Raw genomic sequence first — 23,501 nt, 5'->3', positions numbered from 1 at the left:
GCCCCCGGCCGCCGCCAGGCCAACCGCACCGCACACCCCAGACCGAAATCGCACCCACCCTACACCGCACCATACCGGGGGTGGGCGGGTGACGTCGGTTAATATTTGGGAAGCCTCAAATATTAACCTCTCGAAAAGCTTTGAGCCCGCTTGGCATTTCTTCGTCGAGGGTGCTCATGCTTAACGCCGTGTCAACCAAATCACGCCTAGCTTGTCGTCATGACGCGCGGCGTATCCTGGTTTATCGTAGCCCCGCTCGTCCTTCTGGGGCTCTCCGCTTGCAAGTTCTCGCCGTTCGAACGGCGGGAACCCTGGCGCTCGGAAGCTGAAGAACGGTGTCTGGCGGAAGGCTCGGTAAAGCCTTCCGCCACCATCGTTCCGATGCGCGCCATCGATGGCGCCGGCACGTGCGGGATGGATCATCCCTTCAGGATCAGTGGCTTGAACCAGGGGACGGTCGAGGTGGCGCCGAAGGCGACGCTCGCCTGCCCGATGACCTCCTCGCTCGACCGCTGGGTCGCCGAGGACATCCAGCCGGCGGCCTTCGCCTGGTTTGGCCAGCCCGTCGTCAAGATCAAGCAGATGTCATCCTACTCCTGCCGCAACATGAACGGGGGCCCGACCGGCAAGATTTCCGAGCACGCTTTCGGTAATGGCTTCGACATCGGGGGCTTTGTACTTGCCGACGGAAGGGAAGTCTTGGTCAAAACCGGCTGGAAAGGCCGCCCCGACGAGCGCGGCTTCCTGCGCACGGTGCAGGCCACCGCCTGCCAGCGCTTCACCACCGTGCTCGCGCCCGGCTCCAACGTCTATCACTATGACCACATCCATGTGGACCTGATGCGCCGGACCTCTGGTCGCTGGGCCTGCAACCCGGCCCCGGTCATGCCGACACCGCCGAACCTGCCCATATACAAGGCCCCGCCGACGGTCGCCGCGCCGCCGCCGACCACTCCTGCTTATTACCCGCCGCCGGCGGGAGCGGTTCAGGAGCCGGTGGAAGAACTGGATGGAGCGCCGGGCACACCGATGGTGCTGTCGCCGCAACCGCTTGCACCGCCGCAGCCCTCGCCCTATCCGGCGGCCGCCGAGCCGCAGCCCCTGGCGCCGGCGCCGGGATATCCAGCCCCTTCCCAGCCCTATGGCTCCCCCGCGACGAGCTACCCGGCGCAGGCCCAACCCCTCCAGCGCTATCCGGCACAGAACTCTCCCGCCGCGGCGCCTTCACGTCCGCCGGGTGGCGTGCCGTTGCCGCCGGCGGGCATTCCGATGGTGATGCGCTGGTTCGGGATCGACCCGACTCCGACCGGTTCGACGGCGAAACAGGCCTATGCGCCGGAGCGGCAATTCACAACGCCGATCCCGCCACCGCCCGCTGTCTCCGGCGAGGATTGAGCCCTCCATTCCAGGCGGGGATCTGCTCAGCTCGGTGTGGCGGCGATGATGTAGTCGTGCCCATGGGATAGTCCACCGAGGCGGGCAATGAGTTCATCCGCCCGGATGCGCAGCGAATCGATCCGGCCGGCGAGCGCCCCGGCCGTGACTGGGTCGTCGATCCAAGCGGTTAACCGCCGACTATCTTCCAGCTGACGCTCCACCCAGTGGCGATCGTAGATGTTGGGGAAACGGCGGGCAAAGCTGATCCTTAGCCCCACCTGCTCCAACCGCTGCATGACCCATTCCGCCGGATATTCCCGATAGGGCGTCACGCCGGCGAGCAGGGCGCAGGCATCCCGCAATCGACCAATGGACTGCACAAGCGCGCCAGCCTCGTCGCTCGCCGGCCCGATGACGTAGGGGTCGACGCCGACCACATAGAGGCGTCCACGCACCAAAGGCCGCAGCCGCGCGAATAGGTCGTTCTGAAAATAGGGCGCGTAGCTCTCGACCGCGCCCAGAAGATATTCCGCCAGGACGGTGTCGTGGCTTTCGCCGGCGAGCAACTCCGGGTCCTGCCAATTGCCGAGCACCAGCCGATCCTGCGGCCGCCGTCTCACGGCGATGGCCTCTTCCGCGAGACGCAGGTGATCCGGATCGGCGCTGACCGCGGTCCAGCGGGATGAGGGCAGGCCGCTGATCCAGCGGGCCGACCTCACGCCGGTTCCGGCATCCAGCACCGAGCCCCACGGCAGGTTGCCCTGAACGTGTTCGATGATACCGAACATGTCGAGCTTGCGAGGCGCCTCGGTTCCGCTCATCTCCGGCCTGATGGTTTGGGGTTCGTGTCGGCATTCATGAAAGCATTCCGGCACGGGGGGCCGTTCGCCGCCAGTGCTTGCCGGATTCACCCTTGAGGCGATCAGTCCAGCAATGTGTCGAGGCCGCGTTTCACGCCCATCCAGCCCGCAACCTTGCGCGCGGCGAGCAGCGTGCCGGCGACATAGGGGGCGGCGGAGGAGCCGGCGTCGTGGCGGATGGTGAGCCGCTCGTCGGGAGCGCCGAACACGCTTTCCACCCCCAGCACGAAAGAAGGCAGGCGCAGTGCATGCACCTGCACGCGGGTCGCGCCTTCGCCGAAGCTGCCGCCGCGGGTGGCTGGCACGCCGCTGACTTCCTCGATGGGGCGGCTGCTCGCCGGCCGACGCAGGCCGGCCAGAGTTTCGGCGAGTTCACGGGCGGTACCGGAAGGCGCGTCGGGCTTGCCCGCGGAGGCGTAGTCGATGATCTCGACATCGGCGACATATTTCGCGGCTTCCAGCGTGAAGCGCTTCAGCAGCGTGGCGGTGATGGAGAAATTGCCGGCTGCCAGCACGCCGACACCCCTGGCGCGCGCCAGCGCGTCAAGTTCGGCATAATCATCGACTCCAAGGCCGGAGGTGCCGATCACCACATGCCGACCGGCGGCTACGGCGGCGGCGGCATTGGCTTTCACGACATCCGGCTTTGTGTAGTCGATCAACACGTCGGACGGGATGGCGAGCGCCTCCTCGATGGTGGCGAAGATCGGCACGCCGTCGATGGCCGTGCCGGCCACCTTGCGGGAAATACCGGCGACGAGTTCGAGATCTTCGGTAGTGGCAATAGCCGGGGCAAGGGCACGGCCAACCCAGCCGGTGGCGCCGGCCAGCACGATTTTGATGGGCATGCACGGAACTCCGAAGCGCGAGGTTCCATGCCAGATACACCCCGTGCCGCAGCGGGGAAAGCGCCAGCCGGCCTATAAGCCGGGTTCTGTAAGGCGGGATCGCTCCCGCGTGGCGGCCATTCCTCTGGGACGCCGATTGCTCGACGCCTCTAGCAGTCAACCCGGGCGGCGGTCCGAAGACGGACTTGAAGCCAGCGAACCGGCCTCGTGCCACCCCTATACGACTTTGCTCCCGGTGGGGTTTGCCGTGCCGCTTCCGTTGCCGGCCGCGCGGTGGGCTCTTACCCCACCGTTTCACCCTTGCCGCGGGCGCACCCGCGGTGGTTTGATTTCTGTGGCACTTTCCCTGGGGTCGCCCCCGCCGGACGTTATCCGGCACCGTGTCTTCGTGGAGCCCGGACTTTCCTCGGCGCCCTTGCGGGCGACGCGGCCGCCCGGCCGGCTGGCGGGGGAGCAATGAGGGAGACGCGCGCGCCCGTCAAGCCGTGACGCGGAAACTTCAACCGCCTGCGCGGCGCGCGCAGTCCTCAGTTCGAGGCCATGATGGTCTGGGCCTTGCTGCAATAGCTGCGGGCGATGTTGGACATGCGGGTGGCGCCATGGCCGCCCTGGTAGCGCATCACGGTTCCGCAGGTGTCGCCGGCGGCGAGCTGATAGGCGCCGGCGAGGTAGCGCATGCCCCATTTGATGTTGGTCGCGGGATCGTAGAGCGCCTTGCGACTGCCCTGATAGCCGAGACCGCGCGCGGTGGGATGCTTGATCTGCATGAGGCCGATTTCGCCGGCGCTGCCGGTGACGCCGGGGTTCCAGTTGCTCTCGATGCGCACCACGGCGCGGGCAAGAGCGATTGGAACCCCGTTTGCACGGGCTTCACGGTCAACGAGAGCAACGATGGATGATTTGGAACCAGACGCCTCTTCGAAGCTTTTGCTTTCGGTGATCTGGCGGGCGCTGGCGATGTTGGCGCCGGAGGTGACAGTTAAGAGAGTGAGAAACGCAGTATGTAACACGAGATTATGACGAGCCATTCGCGGTATCAGTCTTTCCAGGTCGATGAAGGTGACCGGGAAATGCAATGGAAATTCTGTTTCCAATGAGGCTTCAATTGTTCGCGAATTAGGAAATACGCAGGCGTGCGGAGTTGACGCACCTGCGCCTGTGGCCAATGGGCAACGAATTGGCAAGATTGTTGCGACTTTGCCTGTCGTGGAGCAGGATGATGTCGGCTCCGGTGTCATGGCACGGTAGACGAATTTACGGGTGACCCATGGGGAACCCGCCTACCGGGAGGCGCAGAGGGCATATAATGTGGCGAGCGTGGAGACATCCGCCACACCATCGACACGCTGCCGCCGGAAATGGCGCTGGAAGGCGCGCACCACCGCTTCGGTGGTTCCGCAAAACGTGCCGGTGATCGGCACCTGGTAACCGTAGAAGCCGAGCATTGCCTGCAGCGCTTCGATCGGCTGGCCGGATTCGCCACGCATGAAATAGCGGCCATCGGTGATCGGCTCCTCCTCGACGAGGTGGCCGATGCCGGCACGATGCAGAATCTCCCAGGGGAATTTCTCGCCCGGGTCCTGCTTGCGCAGCGGCGCGACGTCGGAATGCGCCAGCACCCGGTCGGGATTGATGGCGAGGCGGGTGACGATGTCCTTGGCCAGTGCCGTCACCGCCTCGATCTGGCGGGCCGGGAAAGGCGGATAGCCGAAATCATGGCCGGGATTGACGATTTCGATGCCGATCGACAGCGAATTGATGTCCGTCGCCCCGGCCCAGGACGAAGCGCCGGCGTGCCAGGCGCGTCGCGCTTCCGGCACCAACTGCACGATGCGTCCATCCTCATGCACCACATAGTGGCATGAGACGGCTTTTTCCGGGGAGCGCAGCCACGCCACCGCTTCCTCGGCGCTCGGCATGCCGGTGTAGTGAAGAACCAGCATGTCCGGCAGGAGGGTGCCGACCCGCTCGCCGTGATTGGGCGAGACCAGCACCTCGGCGGCGAGCGGCGAGTCGGCGGGAAAGGTCGAGGAAGCATCCATGGGCAGCGAGCTAATCGTCTCCTGCGATCGGTTCAACCGATTCTTAAGGTTCAGAGAGCGTTAATCGCGGATCGAAACCGGGGGATTCGGCGTGTCGCGTCGCAGCCCCGACCAGCGTCCCGCCGATGTTCCACAGTGTTGCATGTCTGAACCCGCCTGCCTTCTGCTCCGCTCCGAGGATCCGGTGCGGGCGGCCGTGTCGCGTCGCGTCGCGCGGAGGGGGCGGTGCGGATGGCAGCATGAGGGTCGGGTACGGAGACGCATGATGGCGTCGTCGCTGCCTCCCGATCCGCCTGTCGGCGATGCGGATCGCCATGTGCCGGTGATGCTCGCCGAGGTGCTGGCGCATCTCGCGCCGAAAGCCGGCGGCGTCTATGTCGACGGCACGTTTGGCGCCGGCGGCTATACGCGCGCCATTCTCGGGGCTGCCGACTGCCGGGTGATCGCCATCGATCGCGACCCGACCGCGGTGGCGGCGAGCGCGCCGCTGGTGCTGGCCCATCCCGGCCGGCTGGCGGTGACACAGGACCGGTTCGGAAATCTCGACCAGGTGGCGGCGATGCTCGATGCGCCGCAGGTGGATGGCGTGGTGCTCGATATCGGCGTTTCCTCCATGCAGCTCGACGAGGGAGAGCGTGGCTTCTCCTTCCGCCGCGACGGCCCGCTCGACATGCGCATGTCGGGTGAGGGGTTGTCGGCGGCGGATTACGTCGCGCGACTGCCCGAGGCCGAGCTCGCCAATGTGATCTACCGTTTCGGCGAGGAGCGTCAGTCGCGCAGCATCGCCAAAGCCATCGTCAAGGCGCGCGAGGAGGCGCCGATCACCCGCACGCTGCAACTTGCTGATATCATTGCCAAGGTGGTGTGGGCGAAGCCGCACGAGCCGCATCCGGCGACCCGAAGCTTCCAGGCGCTGCGCATCGCGGTGAATGATGAACTCGGCGAGCTCGCGCGCGCGCTGGCCGCGGCCGAACGGGTGATCAAGCCCGGCGGACGGCTGGTGGTCGTCACCTTCCATTCGCTGGAAGATCGTATCGTGAAGAACTTTCTGAACGCGCGCGCCAAGCCGGCGGCCGGCTCGCGTCACCTGCCGGCGGTGGCGAGTACGCCGCCGAGCTTCCGCCTCGTCGCCAAGGGGGCGGTAGAGCCGGGCGATACCGAGACCCGCGCCAATCCCCGCGCCCGCTCGGCCAAGCTGCGGGCCGCCGAGCGCACCGGTGCCCCGGCGCGCGAGGCGAGCGACCTCGACGCGCTTCTGCCGCCGCTTCCCGATTTCGATGCGCGCAACCGCACTCACTGAGGACCGAGAAACATGTTCCGTATTCTCAATCTCGTCTCGGTGATCGCGCTGCTGGCCGCAGCGGGTGCGGTTTATCACGTCAAATATTCCTCGGCCTTCGAGGCGCAGAAGATCGTCAAGCTGCGCGACGAGATCCGCTGGGAGCGCGACCGCATCGCCACGTTGAATGCCGAGTGGGCGCGGCGGACGGCGCCCGATCGAATCCAGGCGCTTGCCGAGCACCATCTTGACATGCAGCCGCTGGACGTCGCTCGAATGGACGTACTTGCCAGCCTGCCCGCCAAGCCGGAACAGAGTGGCGATGCGCTCGGCGGCATGATCGAGGCGCTGGTCGACAGCCCGACCGGCGCCGCTATTCCGACGAGCCAAGCCAAGCCGTCGGCGCCCAAGCCGATGGTGCGCGCACCGGCTCCGCCGGTGGCCGCCGCGCGATCGAACGCGCCGCTGCCGCTTTCAGCGGTTCCCGCCGCCGGCGTGATGGCGCCAACCCAGGCGCCGATGCTCGGCTCGCCGCTTCCCCCGCCGTCCGCCCGCCCGATGGCGACGGCGCCGATGATGTCGCCCATGCCGCTGCTGCCGCCGGCAGCGGTCGGCCAGTAAGTATTGGAGGTCGTCCTGGTGATCGCGTCCGGCCTTTCCAAGCTCCGTGTTTCGAAACTCCGCCTGCCCGGAATTGGGCTTCGGCGGCTTCGCCCTGCCGGAGTTGCCATGTGGTTTCTCCGCCTGCCCGGCCGAGCGCTGCGCGCCCTGATCGGGGTGATCCGCAGCGCGGCGCGACGCGGGCGGCCGGAGGCGCATGCGGTGGCGCGGGCGCGCCTCATCCTCTGCATGCTGGTGTTCGGCATGGTCTACCTCGCCATTGGCGGGCGGCTCGCCATGTTCGCCTCGTCACCCGATGGCGCGCTCGGCCGGCGCGGAATGTCGTCGGATGCGGTGGCGTCAGCCCGTCCCGACATCCTCGACCGCAACGGTCTCATCCTCGCCACCGATGTGCGTTCTGCCTCGCTTTTCGGCGAACCCAAGCGGCTTATCGATGTCGACGAGGCGGTGGAGGCCCTCTCCGCCGTACTGCCGGATCTCAACACCGAGGAGATGCGCCAGCGCCTCGACAGCAAGCGCGGCTTCGTCTGGCTGAAGCGCGACATCACTCCGATGCAGCAGCGCGAGATCTACAATCTCGGCCTGCCGGGGATCGGCTTCATGACCGAGAACCGGCGCATCTATCCCGGCGGCAATCTCGCCGCCCATGCGCTCGGCTCGGTCAATATCGACAATCAGGGCATCGCCGGCCTGGAGAAATGGATCGACAGCCGCGGCCTGTCCGAGCTGCACCTCGCCGGCTTCGCCACCGACCGTCAGCAGGAGCCGGTGGAGCTGTCCATCGACCTCAGGGTGCAGCACGTGCTGCGCGACGAACTGAACGTCGCGTTCCAGAAGTTCAAGGCCAAGGCGGCGGCCGGCGTCATCACCGATGTGCGCACCGGCGAGATCATCGCCATGGCCTCGCTGCCGGATTTCGACGCCAATGATCCATCCAAGGCGCTCGATCCCAAGGCGCTTAACCGCCTGTCCACCGGCGTGTTCGAGATGGGCTCGACCTTCAAGGCGCTCACCTTCGCCATGGCGCTGGACAGCGGCAAGTTCAACCTCAATTCGATGCTGGATGCCCGCTCGGCGTTGCAGTTCGGCCGGTTCCGCATCAATGACTACCATGCCGAGCGGCGTGTTCTGACGCTGCCCGAGGTGTTCCTCGTCTCGTCGAACATCGGCACGGCGCGCATGGCGCTGACGCTCGGCGTCGACGCGCACAAGGCGTTCCTGAAGAAGATGGGGCAGCTCGACCGGCTGCGAACCGAACTGCCCGAGAGCGCCATGCCCCTGGTGCCCAAGCGCTGGGGCGACCTCAACACCGCGACCATCGCCTTCGGCCACGGCCTTGCCGTCGCCCCGATCCAGGTGCTGATGGCCGAGAATGCGCTGGTGAATGGCGGCTGGCTCATCCCGCCGACCTTCCTCAAGCGCACGCCGCAAGAGGCGGCGGAAATCGCCACCCGAGTCATCAAGCCCGAGACCAGCACCAAGATGCGCTATCTGATGCGTCTCAATGCCGAAAAGGGCTCGGCGAAGAAGGCGGACAGCCCCGGCTATTATGTCGGCGGCAAGACCGGCACGGCCGAGAAGGTCATCAATGGCCGCTATTCAAAGACCAAGCTGCTGACCTCGTTCATCTCCGCCTTCCCGATGGACGACCCGCAATATCTCATGCTGGTGATGCTCGACGAGCCGCAGGCGGTCGAGGGCACCTATGGCTACGCCACCGCCGGCTGGAACGCTGCCCCCACCTCGGCCCGAATCATCCAGCGCGTCGCTCCTCTGCTCGGCATCATGCCGCGCAAGGAGCTGCCGCCGGTCGAGAGCATCCTCTCCTCCAACAAGGTGGCGCAGGTGCAATGATGCGGATGCGCCGATTTCCCCTGCGCGAGGCGTCCGGAATCGGCTATGGCGCAGGGAGCAGGCTTCTCCGGCCGGCGGCGCCGCGGCGCGCGCCGGTCTTTTCACGCGCTCCACGCGGTCGTTCGGGACGGCGAGCATGACGGATCATCCCCACTCCATCCGCACCCTCGGCGCGCTGATCGGCGAGGATGCCGACTATGAGGCCGCCGATCCAATGCTGGAGGTGGCCGAACCGGTGCTGGACAGCCGCAAGGCACGGTGCGGCGACGTGTTCTTCGCGCTGTCCGGTGCCAAGGCGGATGGCCTCGCCTTCGCGCGCGAAGCGATTTCCCGTGGAGTGGGCGCGGTGGTCGGCGAGGCGGAACGCCCGGCCGACCTGCCCTCCGACGTCTCCTATGTGCGGGTCGGCAATGCCCGCCGGGCGGTGGCGCTGGCTGCCGCCAATGCCTTTCCGCGTCAGCCCGAGACTATCGCCGCAGTGACGGGCACCTCGGGCAAGACCTCGGTCGCGGCCTTCACCCGCCAGATCTGGCAGCGCCTCGGCCATGCCAGCGCCAGCCTCGGCACGCTTGGCGTGGTCGCACCGTCCGGTGCGGTGTACGGTGCGCTCACCACGCCCGATCCGATCGCCCTGCACCGTACGCTCGACCACCTCGCCGGCGAGGGGGTGACGCATCTGTGCCTGGAGGCCTCTTCGCATGGGCTCGACCAGCATCGGCTGGACGGGGTGCGGCTGTCGGCGGGTGGCTTCACCAACCTGTCGCGCGACCATCTCGACTACCACCCGACCATGGAGGCCTATCTCGAGGCCAAGCTGCGCCTGTTCCGTCATCTCGTCCCGCGCGGTGGCGGCGCGGCGGTGTGGATCGACAGCATCGAGGGCAGCCATGTCGCCCAGCTCGCCGCCGACAGCGGGCTCGAGGTGATCGGCATCGGCACGGCCGGCGCCGGCATCGCTCTGCTGTCCCGCCGCGACGACGGGCTCGGGCAGGCGATCGAGGTGGAAGCGGACGGCGTGCGGCATGTGCTGCGGCTGCCGCTGGTCGGCGCCTTCCAGGTGGCGAACGCGCTGGTCGCTGCCGGTCTCGCCGCCGCCACCGGCACGCCCATGGGTGACGCGCTGGCGCCGCTGGAGCGGCTGGAAGGCGTGCCGGGGCGGCTGGAACTGGTGGGCACCAAGGGAAGCGCCGGTGTCTTCGTCGACTACGCCCACAAGCCCGACGCGCTGGCCAATGCCCTCGACGCCCTGCGGCCCTACGCGACCGGACGTCTCATCGCCGTGTTCGGCTGCGGCGGCGACCGTGACAAAGGCAAGCGCCCGCTGATGGGCGCCATCGCGGCGGAAAAGGCCGACGTGGTCATCGTCACCGACGACAATCCGCGCAGCGAGGATCCGGCCGCCATTCGCGCCGCCATCCTCGCGGCGGCGCCGGGCGCGCGCGACATCGGCGACCGCGCCGAGGCGATCGCGGTGGCGATCGGCATGGCGGAAGCGGGGGATGTGGTGCTGATCGCCGGCAAGGGTCACGAAACCGGCCAAATCGTGGGCGACCGGACCTTGCCGTTCTCCGACCGCGAGGTCGCTCTGGCGGCGCTCGGCAGTTTTGGAGGCTAGGCCATGGACGGGCAGGATGTTCCGGCGGCAGACGTATCGCCGACCGCGCCCTTGTGGACGGCGGGCGAACTCGCGCAGGCCACCGGCGGCCGGCTGGAGGGCGTCGCCGAGGCGGACGTCACCGGCGTCTCCATCGATTCGCGCACCTTGCAGCCTGGCGACGCCTTCTTCGCCATCGCCGGTGAGCGTGACGGGCACGAATTCGCCGCCGCCGCCGCCGCGCGAGGGGCGGCGCTGTGCGTGGTCGCCGAGCCGAAGGTCGCGGAACTGCCGCCCGGCCTGAAGCTGCTGGTCGTCGACGACGTGCTCGCGGCGCTCGAGAAGGCCGGCCGGGCGGCGCGGGCACGCTCAAAGGCCCGAATCGTCGCGGTGACGGGATCGGTGGGCAAAACCACCACCAAGGAGGCGCTCAAGCTGGCGTTGGGTGCCGACGGACCGACCCATGCCTCTGCCGCCTCCTACAACAACCATTGGGGCGTGCCGCTCTCGCTTGCCCGGCTTCCGGCCGGCGCCGCCTATGGCGTGTTCGAGCTCGGCATGAACCATCCGGACGAGATCACGCCGCTCACCGCCATGGTGCGTCCGCATGTGGCTGTCATCACCACCGTCGAGCCCGTGCACATCGCCCAGTTTCCCAATATCGAGGCCATCGCCGACGCCAAGGCGGAGATATTCTCCGGCGTCGAGCCGGGCGGGGCGGCGGTCATCAATCGCGACAATCCGCATTTCGAGCGCCTGGCCGCGGCGGCGCGCGCCGCCGGCATCGAGACCATTATCGGCTTCGGCGAGGCGCCGGAGGCCGAGGCGCGCCTCACCTGCGTCGCCCTCCAGCCGCAAGGCTCCACCGCCCTTGCCGACATCATGGGCGAGACCGTCAGCTTCAAGATCGGCCTGCCCGGCCGCCATATCGTGCAGAACGCGCTGGCCGTGCTCGCGAGCGCCAAGCTTGCCGGCGCCGACCTGGCGCTTGCCGCGCTGGCGCTCGCCTCGCTCGGTCCGCCGCCCGGCCGCGGCGTGCGGACGGCGCTCGCGGTCAAGGGCGGCACGGCGCTGATGATCGACGAGAGCTACAATGCCAACCCGGCCTCGATGCGCGCGGCGCTCGCGGTGCTGGCCGGCACACCGGTGGAGGGCCGCGGCCGCCGCATCGCCGCGCTCGGCGACATGCTGGAACTCGGGGTGACCGGCGAAGACCTGCATCGCGGCCTGGCGCCGGAAGCCGGCAAGGCCGACCTCGTCTTCTGCGCCGGGCCGCTGATGCGCGCGCTGTACGAGGCGCTGCCGGAAGGCCGGCGCGGTGCCTGGACCCCCGATGCCGCGGCGCTGCTGCCGCTGCTCGCCGAGCGGCTGCGCGGCGGCGATGTGCTCATGGTGAAGGGATCGAATGGCAGCCGCATGGGGCCGCTGGTCCGCGCGCTCGCCGAGCGCTTTCACATTCAAGTCGACGCCTCGGCGGAAGGTTGATCCGATGCTTCAATGGCTGGCCCAGTTCCAGGAGAGCGTTCCGGCGCTCAACGTGTTCCGCTACATCACCTTCCGCACCGGCGGAGCCATCATCACCGCCCTGCTCTTCGTCTTCATGTTCGGGCCGGCGATCATCGCGCTGCTGCGGCTGAAGCAGGGCAAGGGCCAGCCGATCCGCACCGACGGGCCGCAATCGCACCTTCTGACCAAGAAGGGTACGCCGACCATGGGCGGGCTGATGATCTTCTCCGGGCTGATGGTGGCGACGCTGCTCTGGGCCAACCTCGGCAATCCCTATGTGTGGGTGGTACTGTTCGTCACCATCGGTTTCGGGCTGATCGGCTTTTATGACGACTATCTCAAGGTGACCAAGCAGTCGCATGCCGGCCTTTCGGGGCGGGCGCGGCTCGCCATCGAGTTCCTGATCGGCGGCGTCGCCGCGATCGTCATCATGCATGTCGGCCGGGAGCCGCTGTCGTCCTCCCTGGCCTTCCCCTTCTTCAAGGACCTGCTGATCGATCTCTCCTGGTTCTTCGTGGTGTTCGGCGCCTTCGTCGTCGTCGCCGCCGGCAATGCGGTGAACCTTACCGACGGGCTCGACGGCCTCGCCATCGTGCCGGTGATGGTGGCGGCCGGCAGTTTCGGCCTGATTTCCTACCTCTCCGGCAATGTGCTGTTCGCCGACTACCTGCAGATCCACTATGTCGCCGGCGTCGGCGAGCTGGCGGTGATCTGCGGCGCCCTGATCGGGGCGGGCATCGGCTTTCTGTGGTTCAACGCCCCGCCGGCGCAGATCTTCATGGGCGACACCGGCTCGCTGGCGCTGGGCGGCCTGCTCGGCACCATCGCGGTGGCCACCAAGCACGAGATCGTGCTGGCGGTGATCGGTGGCCTGTTCGTGCTGGAGGCGGTGTCGGTGATCGTGCAGGTGATCTCGTTCAAGCTCACCGGCAAGCGCGTGTTCAAGATGGCGCCGATCCACCACCATTTCGAGCAGCTGGGCTGGACCGAGCCGCAGATCGTCATCCGCTTCTGGATCATCGCGGTGGTGCTGGCGCTGATCGGGCTTTCGACGCTGAAGCTGCGGTGAGGAGCGGTTCGGAGCGGGCATCTTCGAGGCCTGCTATCGCCCGCACCTCAGGCTGAGGGGGTTCCAAGAGGTGGTTCGAAGAGAGCAGGTTCTGCTCCCTCCTGCCGAGGTGCCGCCGCCGGCGGCCGCGAACACGCAGGCGTCTACCGCACCGCCAGCACCTTCTTCACATTGTCTGCGTGCACCTCTTCATAGGGGGCTAAATAGCTGAGCACGCCGTCGGCGAGGTCGCCGGCGATGAAGGTGGAGAGGTCCTGGTCGGCCAGCGTCATGTCGACATGGACCCGCAGCAGCTTCTTCAAATAGCGGATGGTCGCGTCGATCAGCTCCGGCCCGTAGCCGCCGGCGCCGATGATGTCCGGCGCGCCGTGGTTCGGCAGGATGCGCGGATAGCCCCATTCCCGGATCCGCTTGAGTTCCTCGACATGGACGGCGAGCCTCTCCGGCTCCGCCACATAGGTGATCGGCTCCTCCAGCGTGTCGCCGGCCAGCATCAGCCCGAGCTCGGGCAGCAGCAGGATCAGCCCGTCATGGCTGTGGATCTCCGCCGGCTCCAGCTTCACCTCCAGTCGACCCACCGCAAGCCCGGTCGGGCCGGAGATGATCCGGTTCGGCATGACCAGCGGGCGAATCGGCGGCTCGCCGCCCTCCAGCGCCGCGCGGTGGTCGGCGAGGGCCTTCTCGGTCTTGTCGAGGGCGATGATCTCGCAATCGGCGAACACCTCGTTGCCGGCGACGTGGTCGTCATGCCAGTGGCTGAGCACCACGCGGATCGAGGTGACGCCAGCCTCCTCCAGCGTCCGGCGTATCATCCGCGCATGGGTGAGCGAGATGTGGGTGTCGTAGAGAATGGCCTCGGCACCGTCGATCACCGCATAGACGCAGACGCCGAGCGCATAGGCGCCGTCGTCGAGCCAGTTGGGCGCCGCCGAATGCGCCCGCGCGCCTTCGATCCGTCCGTCATAGAAGGCGAGCACGCCGGGATGCGGGCGCAGCACCCGAAGGGTGGAGCCGAGCGGCAGCAGGGTCGGGCTGGAAGCGGGCATAGGCGGGATTCTCGCGGTGGCGGCGGACGCGCGATCTTTCCATCCGGCGCGGAAATGCGCTAGCCAGAGATGCCCTGTCCGGGGCCTGCCGTCCCAAGGTTCCGCCCATCCCGAGGTCCCGCCCGCCATGATTCCCGTCACTACCTTCCGCGACCGCCGCGTCGCGCTGTTCGGCCTGGGCGGTTCCGGCCGCGCCACCGCCCACGCGCTGATCGCCGGCGGCGCCGATGTCATTGCCTGGGACGATGCCATCGCCTCGGTGGAGGCGGCGGACGACGAGGAGATCCCGACCGGCGACCTCCGGGCGCTGGAATGGGGGGCCGTGGACGCGCTGGTGCTGGCGCCCGGCGTGCCGCTGACCCATCCCAAGCCGCATTGGACCGTCGCGCTCGCCCACGCCGCCGGCGTCGAGGTGATCGGCGACATCGAATTGTTCGTGCGCGAGCGGCGGGCGCATGCGCCGGGCGCGCCGATGGTGGCGATCACCGGCACCAACGGCAAATCGACCACCACGGCGCTGATCGCGCATCTGTTCCGCTTCGGCGGACGGGAGGCGCCGATCGGCGGCAATTTCGGCCCGGCGATCCTGTCGCTCGACCCGCCGGCGCCCGAGCGGGTGCATGTGATCGAATGCTCGTCCTACCAGATCGACCTGGCGCCGACGCTCGACGCCAGCGTCGGCGTCCTGCTTAACCTGTCGCCGGATCATCTCGATCGTCATGGCGACATGGATCACTACGCCGAGGTCAAGGAGCGTCTCGTTGCCGGTGTCGAGGCGGGCGGCACGGCGGTGGTCGGGGTCGATGATGAATGGAGCCGTGCCATCGCCGACCGGTTTCAGGCGGCGGGGCGCCGGCTGGTGCGCATTTCGGTGCTGCACCGGCTCGACGACGGCATCTGCCGCGACGGCGAGACGCTGCTGGTGCGCGAGGGCGGCCGCACCATGTTCACCGTGCCGCTGGCCGGCATCGGCTCGCTGCGCGGCGCCCACAACGCCCAGAACGCCGCCGCCGCCTTCGCTGCCGCTCAAGCGCTGGGCCTCGCGCCGGAGGTGATCGTCGAGGGGCTGAAGAGCTTCCCCGGCCTCGCGCACCGCATGGAGCAGGTCCGGACGATCGGCAAGGCGTTGTTCGTCAACGATTCCAAGGCCACGAACGCCGATGCGGCGGAGCGGGCGCTGCTGAGCTTCGACGATATCTACTGGATCCTCGGCGGCAAGCCGAAGGCCGGCGGTATCGAGCCGTTGCGGCCGCTGTTCGGCCGGGTGCGCAAGGCCTATCTCATCGGCGAGGCGGCGGATGCGTTCGCGGCGACGCTCGGCGATGCCGTGCCGTTCGAGATGTGCGGCACGCTGGAGAGCGCCATCCCCGCCGCCGCCCGCGATGCCGCCGGGTCGGCGGCGGCTCATCCGGTGGTGCTGCTCTCCCCCGCCTGCGCGAGCTTCGACCAGTTTCCGAATTTCGAGGTGCGGGGCGACCGCTTCCGCGCGCTGGTGCGGGAGCTGCCCGACGCCTGATCCGCCTTAAGCGTCCGTCAACCTTAACCGGACGATACTGGCCGGCGGCGGGGCTGGCCCGCGGCTGGAGAGTGGCGTTCGATGATTTCCCGTGCCGAGAGGACCGTGGTCGGCGAGTGGTGGTGGACGGTCGACCGTCTGCTTCTGGGGGCGCTGGCGGCGCTGATGATCATCGGCATCGTGCTGGCGCTGGCGGCGAGCCCGCCGGTCGCCTCCCGTCTCGGCATCGCCGATCCGTTCCATTTCGTGAACCGCCAGGTGATGTTCCTGGTGCCGGCCTTGATCGTGCTGATCGGCACCTCCTTCCTGTCGCCGAAGAATATCCGCCGGGTGTCGCTGCTGCTGTTCGTCGTCTGCCTCGGGCTGCTCTGCGCGACGCTGGTGTTCGGCCCCGAGGTGAAGGGCGCGCGGCGCTGGCTCAATATCGGTCCCGTCGCCATCCAGCCCTCGGAATTCATCAAGCCCAGCTTCGTCATCATCGCCGCCTGGCTGTTCTCGGAAAGCGTGCGCCGACCGGAGATGCCGGGCCAGATGATGGCGGTGGCGCTGCTCGGCAGCGTCGTCACCCCGCTGGTGCTGCAGCCGGATTTCGGCCAGACGATGCTGGTGTCGCTGGTGTGGGGCGGGCTGTTCTTCCTCGCCGGCCTGAGGATGATCTGGGTGGTCGGTCTCGGCGGCGTCGGCGCGGCGGGGCTGTTCCTCGCCTATCACCTGGTCCCGCACGTCACCAAGCGCATCGACCGGTTCCTCGATCCGGAATCGGGCGACACCTATCAGATCGACCTCGCCATCGATTCCTTCCTCAATGGCGGCTGGCTGGGGCAGGGGCCGGGCGAGGGCACTTTCAAGAAGATGCTGCCGGACGGGCATACCGACTTCATCTTCGCCGTCGCGGCGGAAGAGTTCGGCGCGGTGCTGTGCATTATGATCGCCGGCCTGTTCGCCTTCATCGTGCTGCGGGCGCTGAGCCGGGCGATGAGTGACGAGGATCCGTTCGTGCGCTTCGCCGTCGCCGGCCTCGCCATGCTGTTCGGGCTGCAATCCTGCATCAACATGATGGTCAACCTGCACATGATGCCGGCCAAGGGCATGACGCTGCCGTTCGTTTCCTATGGCGGCTCCTCGCTGCTGTCGCTGGCCTTCGGCATGGGCATGCTGCTGGCCCTGACCCGCCGCCGGCCGCGCAGCGCGACGCTGGCCGAGCTGGAGCGGCTCGGCACCCGCCTGGGCTCCCCGGCCGCGACGCCGGCCGCCGCGTCGGCGTGAGGTCCTGGCGATGGCTGTCGGATCGGGCGCTGCGCCTCTTGTCCTCGTCGCCGCCGGTGGTACCGGCGGCCATCTGTTTCCCGCCGAGGCTCTGGCGAATGCGCTGAGCCGGCATGGCGTCGTTGTCGATCTGGCGACCGACGAGCGGGCGGCGCGCTATGCCGGCCACTTCCCCGCGCGCCAGCTCCATGTGCTGCCCGCCGATACGATGCGCGGCCGCTCGCCGGTGGCGCTCGCCCGGACGGCTCTGGCGCTCGGCACCGGGCTGGTGAAGGGGCTGGCGCTGGTGCGCCGGCTGAAGCCGGCGGCGATCATCGGTTTCGGCGGCTACCCGACGGTGCCGCCGCTGCTGGCCGGCACGCTCTGCGGGCGGCCGACGCTGATTCATGAAGCCAACGGGGTCATGGGGCGGGCCAACCGCTTGCTGGCCCCCCGCGTAACCGCCATCGCCCTCGGCTATCCCGATGCTGTGGCGGGCGATGCCGCCCTCACGGCCAAGGCGCATCACACCGGCAATCCGGTGCGCCCGGCGGTGCAGGCCGCGGCGCGCCTGCCGTTCGAACTGCCGGCGCCGGACGGGGAATTCCGGCTGCTGGTGTTCGGCGGCAGCCAGGGCGCCCGCATCATGAGCGAGATCGTGCCGCCGGCAGTGGAAAAGCTGCCGCTGGAGCTGCGCGCGCGGCTGAGGATCACCCAGCAATGCCGGCCGGAGGACATCGCCGATGTCCGTGCCGCCTATGACCGGCACGGGGTGCAGGCCGAGCTCGCGCCCTTCTTCGACGACCTGCCGGCGCGCATGGCGCTGGCGCATCTGGTGGTCGCGCGTTCCGGCGCCTCCACGGTGGCGGAACTGAGCGTGATCGGCCGCCCCTCGGTGCTGGTGCCGCTGCCCGGGGCGCTGGACCAGGATCAACTCGTCAACGCCACGTCGCTCGCCCGCGCCGGTGGGGCGCTGCTGATGCCGCAGGCCGAGTTCAAGCCCGTGCATTTCGCTGCCGAACTGGAGCGGCTCATGAGCCAGCCGGCCGCGCTCGAGGCGATGGCGCGGGCCGCGCGTGACACCGGCCGGGCGGATGCCGACGAGCGTCTCGCCGATCTCGTCCTGCGAATAGCCAAGATCGATGTTTAGGGCGGCGGGGATGACGGAGCGTCGTGCCTCGTCTAATTGCCTCGTCCACTCCTGCCCGCCCGCCGGAAGGCCGATCGCCGACCGGCTGAAAAGGACATAGCCGCATGAAGCTTCCGCTCTCCCTCGGTCCCATCCATTTCGTCGGTATCGGCGGCATCGGCATGAGCGGCATCGCCGAGGTGCTGCACAATCTCGGCTATACGGTGCAGGGCTCCGACGTCTCCGAAAGCGCCAATGTGAAGCGCCTGACCGAGAAGGGCATCACCGTCCATGTCGGCCACGCGGCCGAGAATCTCGACGGCGCCGAGGTGCTGGTGGTCTCCTCCGCCATCAAGCGCGACAATCCTGAGCTGGTCGCCGCCCGTGCCAAGCGCCTGCCGGTGGTGCGCCGCGCCGAGATGCTGGCTGAACTGATGCGGCTGAAGAGCTGCGTCGCCATCGCCGGCACCCACGGCAAGACCACCACTACCTCGCTGGTGGCGACGCTGCTCGACGCGGCGAACCTCGATCCCACCGTGATTAATGGTGGAATCATAAACGCTTACGGTACCAATGCCCGCCTCGGCGACGGCGAATGGATGGTGGTGGAAGCCGACGAGAGCGACGGCACCTTCCTCAAGCTGCCGGCCGAGGTGGCGGTTGTCACCAATATCGATCCCGAACACCTCGACCATTTCGGTACCTTCGAGGCGGTGCAGCAGGCGTTCCGCAGCTTCGTCGAGAACGTCCCCTTCTACGGCTTCGCGGTGATGTGCATCGACCATCCGGTGGTGCAGGCCCTCGTCGGCCGCGTCGAGGACCGGCGGGTCATCACCTATGGCGAAAACCCGCAAGCCGATGTTCGCATTACCGAAATCGACCTGAAGGGCGGCAGGTCGCGCTTCACCGTGGTGTTCCGTAACCGCGAGGGCGGCGTGACGCAGGAACTGCGGGACCTCGTGCTGCCGATGCCGGGCCGGCACAATGCGCTGAACGCAACCGCCGCCATCGCGGTGGCGCGGGAGCTCAAGGCGAGCGATGAGCAGATCCGCGCGGCGCTGGCCGGCTTCGGCGGCGTCAAGCGGCGCTTCACCCAGACCGGTGAGGTGCGTGGTGTGACCGTTTTCGACGATTACGGCCACCATCCGGTGGAAATCGCCGCGGTGCTGCGGGCGGCGAGGGCCTCCACCGAGGGGCAGGTGATCGCGGTGGTGCAGCCGCACCGCTACACCCGGCTGCATTCGCTGTTCGACCAGTTCGCCACCTGCTTCAACGACGCCGACCACGTCATCGTCGCCGATGTCTACGCGGCCGGCGAGGCGCCGATACAGGGCGTCGACCGCGACCATCTGGTGGAGGCGCTGCGCGCGCGCGGGCACCGCTCGGTGCAGCGGCTGCCGGGGCCGGAGGCGCTGGCGGGGATGGTGAAGGGGCTGGCCAAGCCCGGCGACTACGTCATCTGCCTCGGTGCCGGCAACATCACCCAATGGGCCTATGCGCTGCCGGGGCAGCTCGAGGCGGAGGGGTTCGGCGCGTGACCTTCCCCGACCTGACCGCCGACCTCGCCGCCCGGATGCCGGAGCTGCGCGGGCGGCTGCTCGCCAACCAGAAGCTGGCGCCGTTCACCTGGTTCCGCGTCGGCGGGCCGGCGCAGCTGCTGTTCACCCCCGCCGACGAGGACGACCTCGGCTATTTCCTCGCCCGCCTGCCGGCGGATATCCCGGTGACGGTGGTCGGCCTCGGCTCGAACCTGATCGTGCGCGACGGCGGCGTCGCCGGCGTGGTCGTCCGTCTTGCGAGGGGTTTCTCCGACATCGAGGTGGAGGAGGGGCATCGCCTGCGGGTGGGCGCCGCCGTGCCGGACGTCAAGCTCGCCCGCGCGGCGGCGGATGCCGGCATTGCCGGGCTGGCCTTCTATCGCGGCATTCCCGGCGGCATAGGCGGGGCGCTGCGGATGAATGCCGGCGCCCATCACGGCGAGACCAAGGACCGGCTGGTCGAGGCCCGCGCCTTCGACCGGCAGGGGCGGCTGCACGTGCTGAGCAATGCCGATTTCGGCTTCAGCTACCGCCATTCCGGCGCGGCGGGCGACCTCATCTTCACCCGCGCGCTGTTCCAGGGCGAGCCGGGCGAGACGGCCGACATCCTGGCCGAGATGGACCGAATCACCGCCGCCCGCGAAGCCTCGCAGCCGATCCGCGAGAAGACCGGCGGCTCCACCTTCAAGAACCCGCCGGGCCAGAAGGCCTGGCAGCTGGTCGATGCCGCCGGCTGCCGCGGCCTCGTTCGCGGCGGGGCGCAGGTGTCGCGGATGCACTGCAACTTCCTGATCAATACCGGCAGCGCCACCGCGGCCGATATCGAGGAACTGGGTGAGGAGGTGCGCCGGCGGGTGAAATCCGCCTCCGGCATCACGCTGGAGTGGGAAATCAAGCGCATCGGCGTGCCCGCCCCGGCGGCTGCCGCGTAGCGCGCCGCGGCGCGGCCCCGAGGGCCGGCTACGGGCAAGGGATGGCCCCTAGCCGCCAGGGGGCGGAAGCGATCTCACACGCGATCGCGGCGGCCGGGGAGGGGCATGCCGCGGCCGGTGGAACGTGCCGGCTGCCGCCTCACGAATCGCGGCGGCGGGGGAAGGAGGGGCGCCGGATCGGCCTTGCCCTGCGCGCTGGTAGCGGGGGGTGGAGGCGGGGCCGCCGAGGCTTGCCGCCCGGTGTGGCCGGCGCGGCAGAAGTTAACGTCTTCCCCGTGGATGAAGGTGACGGCCCGGAGGGCTTAATGCGCGCTTAACAGCGGGGAAGCCGCCCGGATGGCCAGGGGTGAAGCGCTTCTACCCGTTAGAGAAATTCCTCCCGGGTTAAGGTTCTAGGATTACGGCGCAAAATGCGATTCCGGCGGATTGCGCCTCAATCTGCCGGCCAGAATTTTACCGAATATTTACCAAAAGGTACGGATGCTGTCCCTTACGGCGCACCGCGCGCTCGGCTGTCGGGGCATCAGCAGGTCGAACTTCCACCCATGCGGCCGGACCGGAGACAAACCGGTCTGGTCCATTGGGAAGTCCGCACGCCGCCCGGACGATCGAGACGTCGTCGGTGCCCGAACTGGCAGCCCATGCGGGTTATTCGTTCGGCGAGCTTGTGAGATGAATGGTGGAGGACGCGTCGCTCGATCGTCGACTCCGGGTCAACAGCCCGGATACGGCACGGGCGCGGCCAAGGCGGATCAGGGACGTGGCGGCCAGGCTGGTCGCGCCATGCCGAATCGCGCGACGGTAACCGCCGTCGCGGCGGATGGCGGGCGCACGCGCTTTGCGAATCGGGTGATCATCAGCGGCAAGCGGCTGCTGGTGGGCTTCGCCGGTTCGCGGGCGGCGAGCTGCGGCGCCGGCACCTGGCTGGTGGCGGCGCTGTTCGCGGCAACCGGCGCCTACGGCCTGCAGCGCGGCGGGCACATGCCGCAGGCGATCGAGACCGTGCAGGACATGGCCGACGGCATCGCCAACATTGCCGGCTTCAAGATCCGCACCGTGAACCTTTCCGGCCAGAACCACGTCAGCCCCGGCGACATCCTCGCCACGGCCGGGGTGAAGCCGACCTCCTCGCTGCTGACGCTGGACGCCGAGGAGGCGCGCATGCGGCTGGAGCAGCTGGCCTGGATCAAGCGCGCCACGGTGCAGAAGCTCTATCCCGACCGGCTCGACATCCAGGTCGTCGAGCGCGAAGGCTTCGCGCTCTGGCAGAAGGACGGCAAGATCAACGTCATCGCCCGCGACGGCACGGTGATCGCGCCCTATTCCGACGACCCGCGCTACATCCGCCTGCCGGTGGTGGTCGGCGACGGGGCGCAGAACCACGTCACCGAGATCGTCGAGGCGCTCGGCCTGGTGCCGGGGGTGCGCGACAAGGTGCGGGCGGCGATCCGCGTCGCCGACCGGCGCTGGACGCTGAAGATGCGCAACGGCATCGACGTGCGCCTGCCGGAGACCGGCATGGCCGAGGCGCTGCAGGAACTCGCGGTGCTCGACCGCGACAAGCAGCTGCTGACGCGCGACGTGACCATCATCGACCTGCGTCTGCCCGACCGCGTGTCGGTGCGCCTGTCCGACGCGGCCTATGAGGCGCGTCAGCCCGATCCCAAGGCCAAGAAGAAGGCGCCCAACACATGAGCGTGCGCGCCCCCTACGACATCGTCCCCAAGATGCGCCCGCTGTCGCCGCGCCGCTCCGGCGTGGTCGGCGTATTGGAGATCGGCACGTCCAAGATCGTCTGCCTGATCGCCCGGCTGAAGCCCCGCGACGCCTCGATGACGCTGCGCCGCCGCAGCCACGCCATCGAGGTGCTCGGCGTCGGCCACACCAGCGCCCACGGCATCAAGGGCGGCACCGTCGCCGACATGGAGCGGGCCGAGCATTCCATCCGCCGGGCGGTGGACGCCGCCGAGCGCATGGCGGGGGCGCAGATCGCCTCGGTCATCGTCTCCATGGCCGGTGGGCGCCTCGGCTCCGAGCATTTCAATGCCGAGGTCGAGCTGCCCGAGCCGGCGGTCGCCGAGGGCGATATCCGCCGCGTGCTCGACGCCGCCTCGACCTTCGCGGTCGGCGACGGCCGCGCCGTGCTGCACGCGCTGCCGGTGAGCTACACCATCGACGGCGTGCCCGGCATCGCCGAGCCCAGGGGCATGCTGGGCCGGCGCCTCGGCGTCGACCTCCACGTCATCACCGCCGACGCCTCGGCGGTGCGCAACCTTCTCCTGTGCGTCGAACGCTGCCATCTCGGCGTCGAGGCGATGGTGGCGGCTCCCTATGCGGCGGCGCTCTCGGCGCTGGCCGACGACGAATCCGAGCTCGGCACCGTGCTGATCGACTTCGGCGCCGGCACCACCACCGTCGCGGTGGTGGTCAACGGCCATTGCGTGCATGTCGACGGCATCGCGGTCGGCGGCCAGCACATCACCAACGACGTCGCGCGCGGCCTCTCCACCCGCCTCGCCGATGCCGAGCGGCTGAAGAGCCTGCATGGCGGGGTGATCGCAGTCAGCGCCGACGAGCGCGAGATGCTCACCGTGCCGGCGATCTCCGAGGACCAGCGCGACCTGCCGCGCACCGTGCCGAAATCGCGGCTGCTGCACATCATTCGCCCGCGGGTGGAGGAGATCGTCGAGCTGATCCGCGACCGGCTGGTCGCCTCCGGCCATGCGGCCGACGCCGGCCGCCGCATCGTGCTCACCGGCGGTGCCAGCCAGCTCACCGGCCATGCCGAGCTGGTCGGCCAGATCCTCGGGCCGCAGGTTGGCTCGCTGGTCCGGGTCGGCCGCCCGCTCGGCATTTCGCGGCTGCCCGAGGCGGTGCGCGGCGCCTCCTTCGCGGTGGCGGCCGGCCTGCTCGTCTATCCGCAGGTGGCCGGCCTCGAACATTTCGAGGCGCGTCGCCGCCGCGTCTCCCAGGGCAGCTCCGACGGGTATTTCTCCCGCGTCGGGCACTGGCTGCGGGAGGCGTTCTGACCATGGTTCATCACAT

The 23,501-nt window shown here is 68.6% G+C and carries 19 protein-coding genes and 1 other RNA gene; 14 read left to right on the top strand and 6 right to left on the bottom strand.

Annotation, left to right across the window (positions count from 1 at the left end; genetic code table 11):
* Nucleotides 1-219 precede the first annotated feature (219 nt).
* Nucleotides 220-1,395, top strand: a complete 1,176-nt coding sequence (locus tag J2X65_RS08035) for an extensin family protein (RefSeq protein WP_310200055.1) — start codon at nucleotides 220-222, stop codon at nucleotides 1,393-1,395.
* Between the two features lie 26 nt (nucleotides 1,396-1,421).
* Here J2X65_RS08035 and J2X65_RS08030 read toward each other — a convergent pair whose 3' ends face one another.
* The 5 genes from J2X65_RS08030 to J2X65_RS08010 form a co-directional block, all read right to left on the bottom strand.
* On the bottom strand, nucleotides 1,422-2,288 hold the full coding sequence (locus J2X65_RS08030; protein WP_310200053.1) for a class I SAM-dependent methyltransferase: 867 nt from the start codon (nucleotides 2,286-2,288) through the stop codon (nucleotides 1,422-1,424).
* A gap of 11 nt (nucleotides 2,289-2,299) precedes the next feature.
* On the bottom strand, nucleotides 2,300-3,085 hold the full coding sequence (dapB, locus tag J2X65_RS08025) for a 4-hydroxy-tetrahydrodipicolinate reductase (protein WP_310200051.1): 786 nt from the start codon (nucleotides 3,083-3,085) through the stop codon (nucleotides 2,300-2,302).
* 59 nt (nucleotides 3,086-3,144) lie between these two features.
* Nucleotides 3,145-3,531, bottom strand: an RNA gene (gene rnpB, locus J2X65_RS08020) — RNase P RNA component class A.
* 81 nt (nucleotides 3,532-3,612) lie between these two features.
* Complete coding sequence (locus J2X65_RS08015) at nucleotides 3,613-4,179, bottom strand: lytic transglycosylase domain-containing protein (protein ID WP_310200050.1); 567 nt, start codon at nucleotides 4,177-4,179, stop codon at nucleotides 3,613-3,615.
* A gap of 186 nt (nucleotides 4,180-4,365) precedes the next feature.
* Entirely contained in the window at nucleotides 4,366-5,127 is a 762-nt protein-coding gene (locus J2X65_RS08010; protein WP_310200048.1) for an N-acetylmuramoyl-L-alanine amidase, read from the bottom strand.
* Nucleotides 5,128-5,389: 262 nt separating this feature from the next.
* On the opposite strand from J2X65_RS08010, the gene rsmH reads away from it, so the two are divergent.
* The 6 genes from rsmH (at nucleotide 5,390) to mraY (ending at nucleotide 13,050) form a co-directional block, all read left to right on the top strand.
* Nucleotides 5,390-6,427 carry a 16S rRNA (cytosine(1402)-N(4))-methyltransferase RsmH gene (rsmH, locus tag J2X65_RS08005; RefSeq protein ID WP_404977681.1) on the top strand — a complete coding sequence of 346 codons (1,038 nt, stop codon included), beginning with the start codon at nucleotides 5,390-5,392 and terminating at the stop codon, nucleotides 6,425-6,427.
* A gap of 12 nt (nucleotides 6,428-6,439) precedes the next feature.
* Nucleotides 6,440-7,027, top strand: coding sequence for a hypothetical protein (locus J2X65_RS08000; protein ID WP_310200044.1), 588 nt, complete (start codon nucleotides 6,440-6,442; stop codon nucleotides 7,025-7,027).
* Nucleotides 7,028-7,135: 108 nt separating this feature from the next.
* Nucleotides 7,136-8,881 (top strand): penicillin-binding protein 2, encoded by a 1,746-nt coding sequence (locus tag J2X65_RS07995; protein ID WP_310200042.1) that lies wholly within the window; start codon nucleotides 7,136-7,138, stop codon nucleotides 8,879-8,881.
* Between the two features lie 136 nt (nucleotides 8,882-9,017).
* A complete protein-coding gene (locus J2X65_RS07990) occupies nucleotides 9,018-10,496 on the top strand; it encodes a UDP-N-acetylmuramoyl-L-alanyl-D-glutamate--2,6-diaminopimelate ligase (RefSeq protein WP_310200041.1) in 1,479 nt (492 codons plus the stop codon).
* Between the two features lie 3 nt (nucleotides 10,497-10,499).
* Entirely contained in the window at nucleotides 10,500-11,960 is a 1,461-nt protein-coding gene (locus tag J2X65_RS07985) for a UDP-N-acetylmuramoylalanyl-D-glutamyl-2,6-diaminopimelate--D-alanyl-D-alanine ligase (RefSeq protein ID WP_310200040.1), read from the top strand.
* A 4-nt stretch (nucleotides 11,961-11,964) separates the two neighbouring features.
* Nucleotides 11,965-13,050, top strand: a complete 1,086-nt coding sequence (mraY, locus tag J2X65_RS07980; protein ID WP_310200038.1) for a phospho-N-acetylmuramoyl-pentapeptide-transferase — start codon at nucleotides 11,965-11,967, stop codon at nucleotides 13,048-13,050.
* 143 nt (nucleotides 13,051-13,193) lie between these two features.
* On the opposite strand, the gene J2X65_RS07975 is transcribed toward mraY, so the two are convergent.
* The gene (locus J2X65_RS07975) at nucleotides 13,194-14,096 is read right to left on the bottom strand and encodes an MBL fold metallo-hydrolase (RefSeq protein ID WP_310200036.1); all 903 of its coding nucleotides are present in this window, start codon (nucleotides 14,094-14,096) and stop codon (nucleotides 13,194-13,196) included.
* Nucleotides 14,097-14,223: 127 nt separating this feature from the next.
* On the opposite strand from J2X65_RS07975, the gene murD reads away from it, so the two are divergent.
* The 7 genes from murD (at nucleotide 14,224) to ftsA (ending at nucleotide 23,485) form a co-directional block, all read left to right on the top strand.
* Entirely contained in the window at nucleotides 14,224-15,612 is a 1,389-nt protein-coding gene (gene murD / locus J2X65_RS07970) for a UDP-N-acetylmuramoyl-L-alanine--D-glutamate ligase (protein WP_310200034.1), read from the top strand.
* An 81-nt stretch (nucleotides 15,613-15,693) separates the two neighbouring features.
* A complete protein-coding gene (ftsW, locus tag J2X65_RS07965; RefSeq protein WP_310200032.1) occupies nucleotides 15,694-16,878 on the top strand; it encodes a putative lipid II flippase FtsW in 1,185 nt (394 codons plus the stop codon).
* Nucleotides 16,879-16,888: 10 nt separating this feature from the next.
* On the top strand, nucleotides 16,889-18,007 hold the full coding sequence (gene murG, locus J2X65_RS07960; RefSeq protein ID WP_310200030.1) for an undecaprenyldiphospho-muramoylpentapeptide beta-N-acetylglucosaminyltransferase: 1,119 nt from the start codon (nucleotides 16,889-16,891) through the stop codon (nucleotides 18,005-18,007).
* A gap of 104 nt (nucleotides 18,008-18,111) precedes the next feature.
* A complete protein-coding gene (gene murC / locus J2X65_RS07955; protein WP_310200028.1) occupies nucleotides 18,112-19,524 on the top strand; it encodes a UDP-N-acetylmuramate--L-alanine ligase in 1,413 nt (470 codons plus the stop codon).
* Nucleotides 19,521-20,456, top strand: coding sequence for a UDP-N-acetylmuramate dehydrogenase (gene murB / locus J2X65_RS07950; protein WP_310200026.1), 936 nt, complete (start codon nucleotides 19,521-19,523; stop codon nucleotides 20,454-20,456). Before murC ends, murB begins: the two co-directional genes overlap by 4 nt.
* 783 nt (nucleotides 20,457-21,239) lie before the next feature.
* Nucleotides 21,240-22,151: a cell division protein FtsQ/DivIB gene (locus J2X65_RS07945; RefSeq protein ID WP_310200024.1), complete on the top strand. Its 912-nt coding sequence runs from the start codon at nucleotides 21,240-21,242 to the stop codon at nucleotides 22,149-22,151.
* On the top strand, nucleotides 22,148-23,485 hold the full coding sequence (gene ftsA / locus J2X65_RS07940; protein ID WP_310200022.1) for a cell division protein FtsA: 1,338 nt from the start codon (nucleotides 22,148-22,150) through the stop codon (nucleotides 23,483-23,485). Before J2X65_RS07945 ends, ftsA begins: the two co-directional genes overlap by 4 nt.
* Nucleotides 23,486-23,501: the final 16 nt, after the last annotated feature.

This window comes from Ancylobacter sp. 3268 (genome assembly GCF_031456575.1).
Taxonomy (GTDB): domain Bacteria; phylum Pseudomonadota; class Alphaproteobacteria; order Rhizobiales; family Xanthobacteraceae; genus Ancylobacter.
The sequence above is the reverse complement of the archived record's forward strand: the minus strand, read 5'-3'. Positions and strand labels throughout refer to the sequence as shown.